Annotated in this window: 13 protein-coding genes; all 13 read right to left on the bottom strand. The window is 36.2% G+C overall.

The window, feature by feature from the left end; all coding sequences use genetic code 11:
• Nucleotides 1-103 precede the first annotated feature (103 nt).
• The 13 genes from queA to AO58_RS0112105 all read right to left on the bottom strand — a co-directional run bounded on the left by queA (nucleotide 104) and on the right by AO58_RS0112105 (nucleotide 16,249).
• Nucleotides 104-1,153, bottom strand: a complete 1,050-nt coding sequence (gene queA / locus AO58_RS0112165) for a tRNA preQ1(34) S-adenosylmethionine ribosyltransferase-isomerase QueA (protein WP_024981970.1) — start codon at nucleotides 1,151-1,153, stop codon at nucleotides 104-106.
• A gap of 146 nt (nucleotides 1,154-1,299) precedes the next feature.
• Nucleotides 1,300-2,550: a 3-phosphoshikimate 1-carboxyvinyltransferase gene (aroA, locus tag AO58_RS0112160; RefSeq protein WP_024981969.1), complete on the bottom strand. Its 1,251-nt coding sequence runs from the start codon at nucleotides 2,548-2,550 to the stop codon at nucleotides 1,300-1,302.
• 112 nt (nucleotides 2,551-2,662) lie between these two features.
• Nucleotides 2,663-2,989: a nucleotide pyrophosphohydrolase gene (locus tag AO58_RS0112155; RefSeq protein WP_024981968.1), complete on the bottom strand. Its 327-nt coding sequence runs from the start codon at nucleotides 2,987-2,989 to the stop codon at nucleotides 2,663-2,665.
• 75 nt (nucleotides 2,990-3,064) lie between these two features.
• A complete protein-coding gene (locus AO58_RS0112150) occupies nucleotides 3,065-5,050 on the bottom strand; it encodes a DUF3858 domain-containing protein (RefSeq protein WP_024981967.1) in 1,986 nt (661 codons plus the stop codon).
• A 2-nt stretch (nucleotides 5,051-5,052) separates the two neighbouring features.
• Nucleotides 5,053-7,074 (bottom strand): transglutaminase family protein, encoded by a 2,022-nt coding sequence (locus AO58_RS0112145; protein WP_024981966.1) that lies wholly within the window; start codon nucleotides 7,072-7,074, stop codon nucleotides 5,053-5,055.
• Nucleotides 7,075-7,077: 3 nt separating this feature from the next.
• The gene (locus tag AO58_RS0112140; protein ID WP_024981965.1) at nucleotides 7,078-8,991 is read right to left on the bottom strand and encodes a DUF3858 domain-containing protein; all 1,914 of its coding nucleotides are present in this window, start codon (nucleotides 8,989-8,991) and stop codon (nucleotides 7,078-7,080) included.
• 138 nt (nucleotides 8,992-9,129) lie between these two features.
• A complete protein-coding gene (gene dtd / locus AO58_RS0112135; protein ID WP_024981964.1) occupies nucleotides 9,130-9,582 on the bottom strand; it encodes a D-aminoacyl-tRNA deacylase in 453 nt (150 codons plus the stop codon).
• A 134-nt stretch (nucleotides 9,583-9,716) separates the two neighbouring features.
• Nucleotides 9,717-10,694, bottom strand: coding sequence for a ribosome small subunit-dependent GTPase A (gene rsgA, locus AO58_RS0112130; protein ID WP_024981963.1), 978 nt, complete (start codon nucleotides 10,692-10,694; stop codon nucleotides 9,717-9,719).
• A gap of 152 nt (nucleotides 10,695-10,846) precedes the next feature.
• Nucleotides 10,847-11,929, bottom strand: coding sequence for a bifunctional 3-deoxy-7-phosphoheptulonate synthase/chorismate mutase type II (locus tag AO58_RS0112125; RefSeq protein ID WP_024981962.1), 1,083 nt, complete (start codon nucleotides 11,927-11,929; stop codon nucleotides 10,847-10,849).
• Nucleotides 11,930-11,993: 64 nt separating this feature from the next.
• Nucleotides 11,994-12,851, bottom strand: coding sequence for a prephenate dehydrogenase (locus AO58_RS0112120; protein WP_024981961.1), 858 nt, complete (start codon nucleotides 12,849-12,851; stop codon nucleotides 11,994-11,996).
• A gap of 100 nt (nucleotides 12,852-12,951) precedes the next feature.
• A complete protein-coding gene (locus tag AO58_RS0112115) occupies nucleotides 12,952-14,097 on the bottom strand; it encodes a pyridoxal phosphate-dependent aminotransferase (RefSeq protein WP_024981960.1) in 1,146 nt (381 codons plus the stop codon).
• A gap of 37 nt (nucleotides 14,098-14,134) precedes the next feature.
• Nucleotides 14,135-14,980 carry a prephenate dehydratase gene (locus AO58_RS0112110; protein ID WP_024981959.1) on the bottom strand — a complete coding sequence of 282 codons (846 nt, stop codon included), beginning with the start codon at nucleotides 14,978-14,980 and terminating at the stop codon, nucleotides 14,135-14,137.
• Nucleotides 14,981-15,322: 342 nt separating this feature from the next.
• Nucleotides 15,323-16,249 (bottom strand): M28 family peptidase, encoded by a 927-nt coding sequence (locus tag AO58_RS0112105; protein ID WP_024981958.1) that lies wholly within the window; start codon nucleotides 16,247-16,249, stop codon nucleotides 15,323-15,325.
• Between the last annotated feature and the right edge of the window lies 1 nt (nucleotide 16,250).

Below are 16,250 nucleotides of genomic sequence, written 5' to 3'. Positions count from 1 at the left end.
TACAGTGCCAGCGCTCTTTATTGTAATGTACAGCCCGTAATACGCCCCAAAAAAAAATCTCGCCATTGCTTGACGAGATTTTTTTAAAAATATAATGTTGTGCTTAAATGATCAACATGGCATCTCCGTAAGAATAGAATTTATATTCTTCTTTGATGGCTTCTTCGTAGGCACGTTTCATTAAATCGTGACCACAAAACGCAGAAATCATCATTAATAATGTTGATTTTGGCGTATGAAAATTGGTAATCATACAAGTGGCAATACTAAAATCGTGTGGAGGAAAAATGAATTTATTTGTCCAGCCGTCAAAAGGGTTTAAGGTACTTTGTGAAGATACAGCACTTTCTACAGCACGCATAGAGGTGGTACCAACGGCGCAAATACGTTTTTTCTTTTCTTTTCCTTCGTTTACAATATCACAGGCTTCTTGGGTGATTTTTAATTCTTCGGAATCCATTTTGTGTTTGGATAAATCTTCTACCTCCACCGGATTGAAGGTTCCTAAACCAACGTGTAGGGTTACCTCAGCGAATTTTACGCCTTTAATTTCTAAACGCTTTAATAGGTGTTTAGAGAAGTGCAGTCCTGCGGTTGGCGCAGCAACAGCCCCTTCTTCTTTGGCATAAATAGTTTGGTAACGTTCCGCATCGTCTTCATTTACCTCTCTATTGATATATTTTGGGATTGGTGTTTCACCAAGTTCGGTTAATTTATTTCTGAATTCTTCATAAGAACCATCATATAAAAAACGTAGTGTTCTACCGCGAGAGGTTGTATTATCAATTACCTCGGCAACTAACGAATCATCATCGCCAAAATACAATTTGTTTCCGATACGAATTTTACGAGCTGGATCAACCAAAACGTCCCATAAACGTTGTTCTGCGTTTAATTCTCTTAACAAAAAAACTTCGATACGAGCTCCAGTTTTTTCCTTGTTGCCGTACAAACGAGCTGGAAAAACCTTGGTATTGTTCAAAATCATGACATCGCCATCATCAAAATAATCAATAACATCCTTGAACATTTTGTGCTCAATGGTTTGTTTTTTTCTATCGATTACCATTAAACGAGATTCGTCTCTGTTTTCTGCAGGATATTCGGCTAGAAGTTCTTTGGGTAAGTTGAAGTTAAAGTGGGATAATTTCATTTGAAAAAATTAGAAGTTAGAAATTCTAAGTTAGAAGCTATTTCACTTTCAACTTAAAACAGTTGCAAATATACGATTCCCAAACAGGGGTTGTCAAGTGTTTTGCGGTTTATTTTGCTTTTCATCGCAAATTCAAGTACTTAGCACTATGCTATTTCGCTCACAGAGACTCCTAATTGTTTCCAATCGTTCCAAAAATCGGGATATGATTTAGAAACTACCTCAGCATCGTTGATAACAATAGGAACTAACAAAGCCAAAGGAGCAAAAGCCATAGCCATGCGATGGTCGTTGTAGGTATCGATCGCTACATTTTCGGCAATAGTCACCGAGGGATCTAACGTTAAGCTATCTTCGGTTACCGAAATGACTGCATCTAACTTGGTCAGCTCGGCTTTGAGAGCTTCTAGCCTATCGGTTTCCTTGATTTTTAGGGTATGTAAACCCGTCAAATGACAGCCAATACCTAAACCAAAGCAAGTTACTACAATAGTTTGGGCAATATCGGGAGAGGAATTCAAATCGCAAATTAAGGATTGCAGGTTATAACTTGCTTCTTTACGAAGTATCATACTATCGTCTTCAAAAACGGTAGTCACTCCTAATTCTTTATAGATTTCGACCAATGCCGCATCGCCTTGCAAACTATTTTGTTTATAACTAGACAATCGGATTTCGGTACCGATTTCTGACAAGGCCACCACACTAAAAAAGTATGAAGCGGAACTCCAATCGGATTCGACGGTTAGCGTTTGTGGTTTTGAGTTTATAGCTAATGGTTTGACCGTGATAGAATTTTCTTTGAATTTAGTTTCTACACCAATTTCGTTGAGCAATGCCAAAGTCATTTTGATATAAGGCACTGACGTAATCTCGCCAACCAAGGTCAACTCAAGCCCGTTTTCTAATTGTGGTGCCACTAGTAAAAGAGCTGAAATGTATTGACTACTCACATTGGCTGGAATACTCACTTTTGATTTCGTGATTTTTTGTCCTTTAATGCGGATTGGCGGATACCCCTCTTCTTTCTCGTAAGTAATCTCCGCGCCTAACTGTTGTAAAGCTTCAACCAATACTTTTATCGGACGCTCTGTCATTCGCTGCGATCCTGTTAATACGACTTCATGTCCTGGACTTACGGAAAAATAAGCCGTTAGAAAACGCATTGCCGTTCCTGCATGATGAATATCGCTGATTTGAGCATCCGAGCTTGCCTTTTTTGTGCTTTGCAACGCCTTTAGCATTACTTCGGAATCGTCAGAATTCGAAGTGTTTTTTAAAGAAATACTTGGATATAATGCTTGTAAAAGCAATAATCGATTGGTTTCGCTTTTCGAACCTGTAATTAATATATTCGCTTTCAAGTCGCTTATTGCCGACTGTAATAATAAATTCATAGTTGTACTAATGAGAGTTGAGCGCATGCTATAGTAGAAGCTTTACACTCAACTAATTTTGGGTCGCAATTTAAGATTACTCCCTCACAATTCATAACGCATTAACCTTAATTTATTGTAATTTCTCGTTGTTTTTGTGACGATCTTTATCTCGAACGGATTTTAAATCCATTTTTTTATCAAAAGCCGCTTGTAAATCGATACCCGTTTGGTTAGCCAAACACAATACTACAAAAACTACGTCGGCCAATTCTTCACCCAAATCTTTGTTCTTGTCACTTTCTTTTTCAGATTGTTCACCATAGCGGCGCGCAATGATTCTAGCTACTTCACCTACTTCTTCGGTGAGTTGTGCCATATTGGTCAATTCGTTAAAATAACGAACACCGTGTTCTTGAATCCAATTGTCTACGTCGAGTTGTGCGTTTTTCAAGTTCATATCGAATTATTTTTTTTGTCAAAGATAGATAAAGTACTCAAGAGTTATGATGGCATCGAGAATAACACCGAATCATTAGGCCTTTTTCAAGACAATTTTCTCGCTTAATTTATCTACTGATTTTTGAAAAAACTCTTTTAACATTTCATAATATTCTGAAGCAACAATAACCTTATTGATTTGATTAGTGACCGCCACTTGCAGTTTATTCCCCTCTAATTTAGCATTATAAGAAAAACTAGCAATTTCATCTTGTGCCGCCATTTTTATAGGAATAGGTAAAAACTCTACAGAATATCCTTCAGGAATATCAATGCTAATGATAAATTTTTCTTGTTTTGTAGGACCAAAATAAATAGGCATTTTTCGGTCTTGAGATTTAAATGGGTTATTCAAACTCTTCAGGAACAATACTGGATTCAGATACATTTTATCTCCAATCACATCAAAAGGGTGTTCTAATTCAAAAGCAAAAGATTCTATTAAAGGCTTTGAAAAATCGGTTTTCAAATTGGTAACATTATACTCCTTTACACTTAAGCCTTTAACCTTATTCTCTAATTTTTCTATTTGATCTTCTGAAGTCAAATCTGCATTATTTTCTCGAAAAGCCAAAGCTTCAAAATCTGTTTTTTGATTTTTGTACATTCCAGTTACTCTTCCATTCGCTTCAATTTTAACACTTAAACCGACGATACTTTTGGATATTGGACGATCCATTAGATTAATTTCGGTTGATGTTCCATCGGATTGAATCATTCTTCCGGTCCAATTGATCAAAGACAACGGAAGAATATTTGGGGCCGTAAATTTATGAGCCGCGTCTAACAAAAAGTCTTTGCCATCCACCAGCGCACCAACAATCACATAATTAAAACCACTACGACCTGGAAACGCAGGCACACCATGATCCAATGTGCTTACCAATACGGGGTTGGCCTGAATTCCAACTAAGTTAAGCATATTGATCAGAATAAAATTTATCTCGGCTACATTGCCCGTGGAGGTTTGATAGGCTTTCTCTACACCTTGATCTACATACACTCCAAAAGTTTTATCCCAATTCATTTTTTCTTGAACATGCTTAAAAAGGGCTTCCATTTTTTCCGTTTGTGTGGTTTTACCTTCGATTATAGTTCGGGTACCACTGGCAAAATATCTCCCTTTAAGCAATTCGTCTCCAAAATCCTTTTCTTTAAAAATAGTCTTTGCCACACCTTCCCAAGTAACACTATAGTCCTTATCTGGCTGATCGGTGTAGCGTATCCTTTCTAATTCTTGTTGAATTTTTGAAGTGTAATTATCTGTGTTATCTACAAAATCTTCTTCATACAAGGCTGGCAAATCATGAGCTGTATAATTGGTATTGATTTGCTTGTAACTCAAATGGGCGGTTTGCTTTACCTCATTTTCATAGGAAGTGGATCCAAAACTAATTTCACTGCTATTTTTTACTTCATTATATCCCGATAATAAGGTTTTATAAATATATACCTCGGGGATTTGTGTGGTATATTGAAAATTATTAACCGGAATATCATATTGCAAAATCATATCAGGAAACTTAAAGATATTTTCTGATTTGTGCACATATTTGAACTCGATCACAGAACCTACTTTTACATTAGGCAGGGTAATGCTTGTCTTTTTCCAATATCGGTTCACTTTTTCTACAAAATTACCTTCACTAGTAAGTTTTGTCTTGGTGATTTTATCTTGTTCTAAATTGTAAGTGACCGCATCCGAAAATTTGATCACGTCGGGTGTCAATTCTTCGTACCCGATGTAATAAGGCACTGCAAAGGTGGCCCATTTTAGTCCTTCTTTTTTATAGATTTTGATTCTATATTTTATTTCATGATTCGCAATAAATCCAGTTTTGACAGTATAGGTAAAAAAAGTCCTGGCTTTTTTATACAAAACCGCCGCTACCGCAGACGAGTCTTTGGGATGCTTTTTCTCTTGAAGTTCTGCCTCGGTCACCTTTCCCAATTGAAAATCTTGAGCGCTAGAGCTCATTGTCCAACAAAAAAGGAATAGAAATAAAAGTATGTTTTTCATTATTAAGCTTTTTTCAAAACAATTTTTTCATTTTGTTTTTCTATCATTTTTTGATAATAACCTTTGACCATTTCATAGTAATCAGCGGCAATAATTGAACTATTAATTTGCTGTTGTACCAAAATTTGGATCGATTTATCGTTTACTTGGGTCAAAAATTTAAATCCTCCCAAATTATCCTCCATTGCTAATGCAATTGATGCCGGAATAGACTCCACAGTATATCCTTCGGGGATGGCAATATTGATAGTATACTTATCCAAAAATGGATAGCTATAATCTATAGGGTACTCACGAATCTCTTGTTTGAAAGGATTCTCCTTCTGGGTGAAAAACAATAAAGGATTGAGATACATTTTATCTTGAATGACTTCGCATAAATTAGACCCAGAAAACGAAAAAACTTCGGTAACTGGTGCTTGCAAATCCTTTTCATTACTGCGTTTGTACTCTTGCACTTCGATTTTTCCATGTTCATTTTCAAATTTTTCCAAATAAGTATCTTGATTTTCTCCAGAAACTAGTGAACGAAACAACATCCCATTATGATTGGTTAACTGCCTTTGAAACTTACCTTCAATCTTACCGGAAGAATCTACTGAACAGTTCATAGCAACCACATCCATAGAAGCCATTTTTGGTGTTAAATCAACTTCTGAAGAAGTACCATCTTTTCGAATTAATCGGCCAAACCAATTCAGATCGCGTACCGGCAAAATATTAGGCAACGAATTAGCATCAGTGGCATCTAACAATAATGGTCCACTTGGAAGATCTACTTCTGTAATAACATAATTGAAAGCGGTGCGAGAAGGAAACAAAGCAATACCATTATCCCGAGTACTTACCAAAACAGGATTGGCTTCTAAACCTGCATAACGCAACATAGCAGTTAACATCAAGTTAATATCTCCAACATTACCTGTTTTATTTTTGAAGGCCGTTCTTACTCCTTGCTCACAATAGTATCCTAGGAATCCATTCCATTTTACATTATTCTTCACATAGGTAAAAATTGCAGCAATCTTTTCTTCTGGAGAATTCAACGGCGCAATCAAAGCTTTGATTTCATCTTCAAAATAGCCCGTTTTATTTAACTCAGGACCAAAATCTTCGTAATCATAAATCGTTTTTACTACCGAATTCCAATTGGTCGCATAGGATTTGATGGGCTCATTGGGGAATTGAATGGTGGATAATTCTTGAACTAAGCTACTTGTGTAATTCTCAATATTATTTACAAAACTCTCGTTTTTCATTGCTGGAAGATGCTCAGTAACGTATGTAGTTACTGTTTCCATATAGGAATAAGTGTTAGTAGAAAAATTCGTTTTTGGTGCATTAAGCCCAACTACCTGTGTATGTTGCTTTGAAGTTATACTTATAGATTTATTAATCTTCACAACGTTTACTTTGGGCAATATAAAACCTTTTGTTGAAGAATTATAACTATAATACTCAGGAACCAAAGTCTTATACTCACAATAATTTACTGGAATTGTTGTTTGAAAATCCCAATCTCTAGGATGCACTTTATTTGGTGTTCTTATTGAGTATTCATATTCAATCACTGAGCCCTCCTTCACATTAGGCATTGTGATTTTTTTTCTATTCCAGTACTTATTAATTTTTTCAACAAAAATACCGTCGCTTTTTAACTTCGTTTTCTCAATTTTCCCATTAACCAAATTATAAGTTACCGCATCTGAAAAATCTAGTGACTCTTTAGGCGATACATCTACTGAATAATTTATCGCTTTGTTAGCCCAATCGTATCCTTCTTTTTTATAAATCTTAATTCTAATTTTTACAACGGTTTGTAGCATAAACCCATTTTCTTGGGAGTATTCAAATGAAGTCCTTCCTTTTTTAAACAATATGGCCGCTACCGCTGCGGTATCTTTAGGATGCTGCTTTTCTTGAAGTTCAGCTATTGAAACTTTTCCTAGCTCAAAATCTTGTGCTATACCATCAAAATGAAGCATCAAAAAAAAGAAAGCAATAACAATTTTAGTTATTTTCATACATTAAAGGGTTTTGGTTAAAATAATTTTAGCATTATCATTTTGACTCACTTGCTCAAGAAACAAGCGATATTCATCGTATTCTTTATTAGAATATTTTCCAGTATTTACAGTAAAAATCCTTTTATACAATAGCGTATTGTTTTCTTTTTTCTCGCAGGTAAAGGAATAGGTTCCAAACTTGGTTTTGCGTTCAAAGGCTGGAGGCAGAAACTCAAGTGCAAAACCATTTGGTAATTGAATGGTAATCTCGTCTTCGTCTACAAAACCTCGGGCAATTTCAAAAGGAGCCTTGCGATTCCGAATACGCTTCACCCCTCCGCTGTATTGATTATAAGCATTTAGTACGACCATCATTTTATTACCGACAAAAGCCCCATACTTTTGAGCAGCTAGTTTTGCTTTTTCGGTAAAAAGAATATCTTTTTTATTGTTTTCAAAAGTTATTTTTTCAAGCTTTAAGTTGTTGATGTTACTCCAATATTCCTTGTAATGTTTTTCTTTTTCGTCAGGCTGCATGTGTTCAATCCTTTCTTTTTGCCCATATTGAGTACCTCTAGAAGCAATTTGAATCTCTCCCAAAAAATCACCGTTTGCATCAATTATCAAATGTCCTAAACTACGCTGTGAATTTTCGATTGGTTCGTAAATTTTAGTATGAATAATTTCGCCCCCTTCTGGTTTTATGATCAAAACATCTCTATCATCAGTAAAATTGGCCTGAAAACCAAAAGGATCGGTTTGACTGGTGCACTCCAACCATGTATATCGCCCCTCATTAGGGATAGCCAAAATAATGTGATTCCCTTGTTGCGAGACAAAATCTTTTGTAATATCCCTTTTGGTTCTATCTCCAAATACTTTGGTATAATATGAAGTAACTCCAACTGCCGACAAAAGGGCTTGCGTATAATTAGTTAAGGCTTTGCAATCACCATAACCCAAACGGTCGACATCTGAGGCCAACATAGGTTTCCATCCGCCAATACCTTCTTGAATGCTAATGTATCGCACTTTTTGTTGCACAAAATCATATACAAGCTGGGCTTTTTTTAGCGGATCCGTTTCGTTACCCACTATATTTCTGATTTTTTGTTTGGTTTCTTCAGATATTTCAGTTGTTCCTGCTAAAATTTTATCTGCCCACCATTTGCCAAATTCTTCCCATGTTTTCGCACTTCCATCTACACCTTCTAGGTGAAACAATTCGAGTCCCATCATTACATTAGGCACAATTTCTTCAAATGCGGGACTTAGATCTTCATATTTTAAGGGTATCAGCTGGGTAGCTTCATACTGCAATTGGGTTGGCGAGTCCGTTATTTTTACAATATTTTTATGGGGAAAATTGCGCTCTTTTTTCTTAAAACCTAAGTTTTCAGGATAATTCACATGTAATACACTTTTTTCAACCCCCACTTGATATTCCGATAACGGATACCATCTAGGAATAAAAGCAGTGGTAGCGGTCACTGTTTCACTTTCAAAAATTAAAGTAAATGGATAACTAATGGGGGTATAATCCAAATATAAAACCCGACTATCTGAATATAATGTACCCCCATCTACTGCGCTATGATCTTTAAAATCTTTTCTTTTGATTTTCTTTATTTCGTTGCCCAAAGCATCCACTACAATTGCTTGGATATTTGAAATAGAATTAGTAGCATCATAGTGCTGGTAAGCGTCAATAGCACTCATCCCAGCCTGATTGAAAACTGTGATAACACGTTTAATTTTGACAGTCATTTTGCGCTGCGACGCAATGCTAATATCTAATTGCTCTAATCGAATTACAGCATTGGCATTCGCTTTTAAACTATCAGCAATGGAGGCAACTGTAAATTTTACTTCTTGTGCTACTAAGCTTTGTAACAAAAAACAAAATAAAAACAAGGCAACAAACTTAAATTTCATAAAATATATTGGGTTAAACAAAACCAAAAAGCATAAAAAAACTCCAGCCGCAATGCGTTGAAGTATCTTAATTTGTTTTTTTTAGATTTTATTTGTGGTTCCCCAAATATATTCTAATTCTGACAATAAAAAAATAAATCACTCCCTATTTTTCGAGTCTATTTGAATGGTTACCGGTCCATCATTTAGCAAAAGTACTTTCATATCCGCACCAAAAATACCGGTGGATACTTTTTTTCCTAATTTGCTCTCTAAGGCTTTCACGAAACGCTCATACATAGGAATAGCGATATCAGGTTTTGCGGCTTTGATATACGAAGGGCGATTCCCTTTTTTGGTAGCTGCGTGAAGCGTAAACTGACTAACCACAAGCACATCTCCCCCAACATCTTGAATAGAAAGGTTCATTACCTCATTTTCATCACCAAAAATGCGAAGTTGGGTAATTTTGGATACCAACCAATCCATATCTTCTTGGGTATCGGCGTCTTCGATTCCAACTAAAACCAACAATCCTTTTTGGATTTCGGCTATTATCTTGTCCTCAACAGTTACTGAGGCATGTGCTACTCTTTGGATTACGACTCTCATAAGCCCCCTAACCCCCAAAGGGGGAATTATAACGTAAATAAATAAAATCAATCATATCAAAAAAGAATTAAAAAGCATATACAACAACAATTTAAACACACTTTTAGAGTTCCCCCTTCGGGGGCTATGGGGCTTTACTCCCTAGATTTATCACTCGCTTTTCTATCTTCGTCATACGTATCCACACGGTAATGCTCATCATCACCTTCAAGGATTTTAAGGTAACTATTGTAACGCGACCAAGCAATTTCATCTTTTTCTAAAGCTGCTTTTATAGCACAATGGGGTTCTTCTTTATGCAAACAATTGTTGAACTTGCATTGTTCTTTCAATCTAAAAAATTCAGGAAAATAATCGCTAATTTCTTGAGGCTCCATATCGACAATTCCAAATCCTTTGATTCCTGGTGTATCAATAATACTAGCATCAAAAGACAAATCATACATTTCTGCAAAAGTGGTGGTATGCTGCCCTTGCTTGCTTGCTACCGAAATAGTTTTCGTTTTCAAATCTAAGCTCGGCTCCAAAGCATTAACCAAAGTCGATTTACCAACACCTGAATGCCCCGAGAACATACTTGTTTTTCCTATCATTAATGCTTTCAAAGCGTCAACTCCTTTTCCTTCAGCAGCAGATACTCGCAAACACTGATACCCAATTTCCTGATATACATGTTGCATGTACAACTGTTCGTCTAAAGTGACTTCATCTAAAGTATCAATTTTGTTAAAAACCAAAATAGTTTCAATCCCATACGCCTCTGCAGTCACCAAAAAACGATCAATAAAATTAAAAGTCGTAGGAGGATTATTGACCGTAATTAAAAGAAAAACACGGTCAATATTCGCCGCAATAATGTGCATTTGATGCGACAAATTCACCGATTTTCGAACAATGTAATTCTTACGGTCGTGAATGTGATGAATCGTACCCGTAACTGTGTCCGAAGTCTCCTCCAATTCATAATCTACTACATCGCCCACTGCAATGGGATTGGTGCTTTTAATTCCTTTCATTCGGAACTTCCCCTTCATCCTGCACTCAATAAAATCGCCTTGCTCGGATTTCACGGTGTACCAACTACCTGTAGATTTATAAACTGTTCCTGTCATTTTCAGATTTTAGATTTAAATGTTTGCAAAGATAAATGATTTATGATTGAAGAGTAACGATTTTATATTTATGATTTTAGAACCCTAGAAAAAAACAAAAAAATCCCAAAACAAAGGTCTTGGGATTTAATAAAATCTAAAGTCAGAAATCTTTACGAATTCAATACTTTATCTTGTTTGTTGATACTTTCTTGGTGAATCGCTTTGAACATTTTTAAGACAAACTCTTCCGAAAGTCCTTTCTTTTCTCCTTCCAAAATCATTTTACCTAAAATCTCATTCCAACGATTGTTTTGTAAAACCGCCACGTTTGCTTCTTTTTTAACCTTACCAATTTCTACAGCCACTTTCATTCTTTTGCTCAAAAGCTCCAATAAATTAGCGTCTAATACATCGATATTCGCTCTTAATTTACTCATTTTAGTCATAAACTCATCCGAAACATCGATTTGTTTTCTAACTCTCAAGTCTTTGAAAATTTGTTTCAAAGCATCCGGCGTTACTTGTTGCGCAGCATCACTCCAAGCGTTATCAGGGTCTGTGTGTGTCTCGATAATCATTCCGTCATAATTCAAATCCAAAGCTTCTTGCGTCACTTCAAGAATCATATCACGATTTCCAGTAATGTGAGAAGGGTCAATAATCAAAGGCAAATCTGGGAATTTGTTTTGCAATTCAATCGCAATTTGCCATTCTGGGATATTTCTGTATTTTGTTTTTTCGTAAGTAGAAAAACCACGGTGAATCACCCCTAATTTTTCTATTCCAGCCATATGCAAACGCTCAACACCACCCAACCACAAAGCTAAATCTGGGTTCACTGGATTTTTAATCAAAACGATTTTGTCTGTCCCTTTCAAAGTATCTGCAATTTCTTGAACCGCAAACGGATTGGCCGTAGTACGTGCCCCAACCCATAAAACATCAATATCATTTTCTAAAGCCAATTTACAGTGAGCAGCAGTAGCTACTTCGGTTCCCATTAACAAACCTGTTTCTGCTTTGGCTTTTTTCAACCATTTCAATCCTATTTCTCCAACGCCTTCAAATCCACCTGGACGCGTTCTTGGTTTCCAAATTCCAGCTCTAAACACACTTACATCAGAATCTTTCAATTCGTGTGCAATTCTCAATACTTGCTCTTCTGTTTCGGCGCTACAAGGTCCTGCTATCACCAATGGATGTGTCAAATTGAACGCTTCCAACCAATTTCTCATTTCTTTCTTGTTTTCCATTTTTTTAGTTTTAAATCTTTAAAATTATTCTATAGTTTCTTGTGTTAATTCTGTTCTTCTCTACCTATTTTTTGGTATTCATTCCATTCAAAATGGCTTTAATTTTATTCACACTCTGCATTTCATCAAAAATCGCATCGTATTCTTCGCTTTTCAATAAGTCTTTAAATTGCGTCAAATTAGCAATATACTCCTCCAAACTTTTCACTACGTGCTTCTTATTTTGTTTAAAAATAGGCGTCCACATCGCTGGCGAACTCTTGGCCAAACGCACGGTACTCTCAAAACCAGAACCTGCCATATCAAAAATATCTTGTTCGTCTTTCTCTTTATTGATAACCGTTTTCCCTAACATAAATGAACTAATGTGCGACAAATGCGATACGTAAGCAATGTGTTTATCGTGCGACTTCGGGTCCATATAGCGAATGCGCATTCCTAATTCTTTGAACAATTCGATGGCTTTTTCTTGCAACTTAAAAGTCGTTTTCTCCACCTCACAAATGATATTCGTTTTCCCTTGAAACAATCCTTTTATAGCTGCTGATGGTCCCGAGAATTCCGTTCCAGCAATAGGATGTGTGGCAATATAATTTCTTCTTCTAGGATGATTGGCCACCGCTTCACAAATAGGCATTTTCGTAGAACCCACTTCAAAAACAATGGTGTTTTCGCCAATATGGTCCAAAACTTCGGGCAACACTTGCAACGCCACATCCACAGGAACCGAAACAATAACATAATCCGCATCGGCCAAATCCTGCATCGTAGCCGCTTTTTCCACAACCCCAAGCGCAATCGCCTCTTGCAAATGAGCTTCATTTTTGTCCATTCCGTAAATAGTCGCTTCTGGGTGTAAGGCCTTTATATCCAACACCATCGAACCTCCAATCAAACCTATTCCTATTACGTGTATATTCATTATAATTTTTATTATTAGCTAATCCTGCTATCCGCTATATCTATTGTGGCGAACCCCGCCACAATAGGATGCCGCTACTATCAGGGCTAGGTATTATCTGCTAAAAACGACGAATCGCTTCTTCAATTTTTTCTTCTTTTACACACAAAGCAAATCGGATATAGCCTTCGCCATTCGAACCAAAAATAGTTCCTGGTGTAATAAAGATATATTTCTCATACAGTATCTTATCAATAAAATCCTCCGCCGATGTAATTCCTGCTGGAAGCTTCGCCCAAACAAACAATCCAACGCCTTCTTTGTACACCTCACAACCCAATTTCTCTGCCAATGCTTCGGTTAAAATTCTACGTTTTGCGTAAATCGCATTCATTTCGTCGAACCAAGAAGCATCACTCTGCAAAGCTGCAATCGCCCCTTTTTGAATGCCGTAAAACATTCCGCTATCCATATTGCTCTTCACTTTCAATACCGCATCAATACAAGCAGCATTTCCAGAAACCATTCCTACACGCCATCCCGCCATATTAAAGGTTTTGGATAACGAATTCAACTCCAATGCAACTTCTTTTGCCCCTTCCACTTGCAACAAACTCATAGGTTGGTCATTCAAAACAAAACTATACGGATTATCATTGACCAATAAAATGTTGTGTTTTTGTGCAAAAGCGACTAATTTTTCAAACAAAGCCAAATTCCCTCTGGCACCTGTAGGCATATGCGGATACCCAATCCACATCAATTTTACTTTAGACAAATCCATTTTTTCCAAAACCTCAAAATCTGGTTCCCAATTGGTGCTTTCTTTCAAATCATAGTACATTGGCACCGCACCTACTAAGTTAGTCACCGAAGTATACGTTGGATACCCTGGATTTGGAATCAAAACGCCATCACCTTCATTCAAAAACGCTAACGAAATGTGCATAATTCCTTCTTTGGAACCCATCAAAGGCAAAACTTCAGTAGTGGTATTTAGGGTTACTTGGTAATTGCGCTCATAAAAATCAGCCATCGCTTGTCTCAATTCTGGCAAACCTTGATAGCTTTGATACTGATGTGCATTTTCGTCTTGCATTGCAGCAGTCATTGCAGCAATAACAGCAGGAGCAGGTTTTAAATCTGGACTACCTATTCCCATATTGATTACAGGTTTTCCTTCGGCGGCCAATTGGCGTACTTCTCTCAACTTTGAGGAGAAGTAATATTCTTCAACTATCGCTAAACGTTGGGCTGTTGTTATCATTTTTTTAGCTTTATTCTAAATTGGAATTTGTTATTTTCTAGTTTGGAGATTCAAGTAATGGCTTTGTATTGGGATATTCTCCTAAAACCTTAAAATAATCTGCCATAATACTCACCAACGATTTGGCTTTGGCATAGTCTTCATACTTTTCAAAAGTCACATCGACGAAAAAAGAATACTTCCAAGGTGTTTCAATTTTTGGAAGCGACTGTATTTTGGTTAAATTCAATTTACAATCACTCATTACATTGAGTACAGCGGCCAAACTTCCTCGTTTATGATTTAACTCAAACTTGAGCGAAGCCCTGTTTATCTTATCTTCAGACGCGAATGAATTCTCTTTTTTGAGCATTACAAATCGAGTCATGTTATTTTTAATCGTCTGAATCGATGGCGCGATGATTTCCAATTCATACATTTCTGCAGCAGCAACACTAGCAATTGCCGCGATACCTTTGATTTGATTTTGATGAATTCTTCTAGCGGTTTCGGCTGTATCTTTATCCTCAACCAATTTGATATTGGGGTGTTTTTTCAAAAAATCCATACATTGCAACAACGCCATAGGATGAGAATGTACTTCTTTGATGTCTTCTATCGATTGCCCGGGCAAAGCCATCAAATTTTGAAAAATATCCAGATAATGCTCCCCAATAATGTGCAAATTATTCTTATCAATCAATGCATAATTTGGGATAATTGGCCCAGCAATAGAATTTTCAATAGCCATTACCGCTTGATCACATTTACCACTCAACAAACTATCTACCAACTCCTCGAAAGATAAACATTCATCAACCTCAATATTTTGATAAAAATAATCTTGAGCCACTTGGTGGTGAAATGACCCTTTAATTCCCTGAATTCCAATTTTTGTTCTCATATAGTCAAAAAAAAATCCTGATTTTCATCAGGATTGTATCGTAGTTTTATTTGTATCTTTTAACTTTCAAATAACCATAGCACAATCCTTACTTCTCAAAGAAGAAATAAAAAGTGTAGCTAAAATAAAAACGGTTGTTTGACATTTTGTTTATTTGTTTTTCTGAATAAATTCTTGACAAAGATAAAAACTTAATCCAAAGAACTAAAGAAAAATTACCGAAATGATTAACAAAAACGGATTTCTTTGTGAAATTAACTTTCAATTAACAATAACAAAAAAAAAGCCTTGCAAAACACCTGCTTTTTAACGATTATCCTAGTCCTCAAAGAGCTTGTTCATTTAATTTTTCATTTTTGGAACACGAGAAGGAGTATCTTTTCCACTGATTATAGTTTGTGAACTGATGGCAATCGACTTAATAATCTCCGTCATATTATTCATATCTAAAGTCCCCACTTCATCACTTAATTTATGATAATTCGGTTCAATATCCATTTTTGAAGTTGAAATAGTATGCGCTGGAACTCCTAAAGCAGCTAATCTTGCATTGTCTGAACGGTAAAACAATTGTTCTTGAGGGTACGGATCTTGATAAAAATTGAATCCTGAACCTACCAAATTCTTTTGCAAAATAGTTCCAAAATCAGAACGCTCGAATCCTGTAATATAAGCTGAGTTTTTACCCCATTTACTATCGGTTCCAATCATTTCGATATTGAACATTGCCACCACTTCGTCTGCATTGATGGAATTAGAGAAAAAAGCAGAACCATAACCACCCGTTTCTTCTCCTGTGAATGCTACAAAAACAAGTGTTCGTTCGTTGTCATTCTTTTGCTTAAAAAAGTCCGCCAAAGTAATTACAGCTGTGATGCCAGAAGCGTCATCATTCGCACCATTATAAATTTTATCATCTCCTGACTCTTTCATTCCTAAATGGTCGTAATGTCCAGAAAAAATAACATATTCATTAGGCTTTGATTTTCCAGGAATAATTCCAATTACATTATTGGCCTTTTTCCCTTTAATCAAAAAATCTTGACTATAAGATGTCAAATCTTTATAATGAGTCAATCCAATTCGTTTGAATTCTCCTTCGATAAAAGCCGATGCCTTTTCGATTCCTGGAGTAAACATCCCTCTTCCTTCCATAGCATCTGACGCCAATTCTGTTTCTATTCGAGTAACCTCGCTTTGCTGAATCCCATTTTGAGCATTAGCTATGAATCCAAAAAGGACCAACAATCCTAAACTAATTTTTTTCATT

The organism is Flavobacterium succinicans LMG 10402, from assembly GCF_000611675.1.
GTDB lineage: Bacteria > Bacteroidota > Bacteroidia > Flavobacteriales > Flavobacteriaceae > Flavobacterium > Flavobacterium succinicans.
Note: the sequence above shows the minus strand (reverse complement) of the source record. Positions and strands in the feature narration are given on the sequence as shown.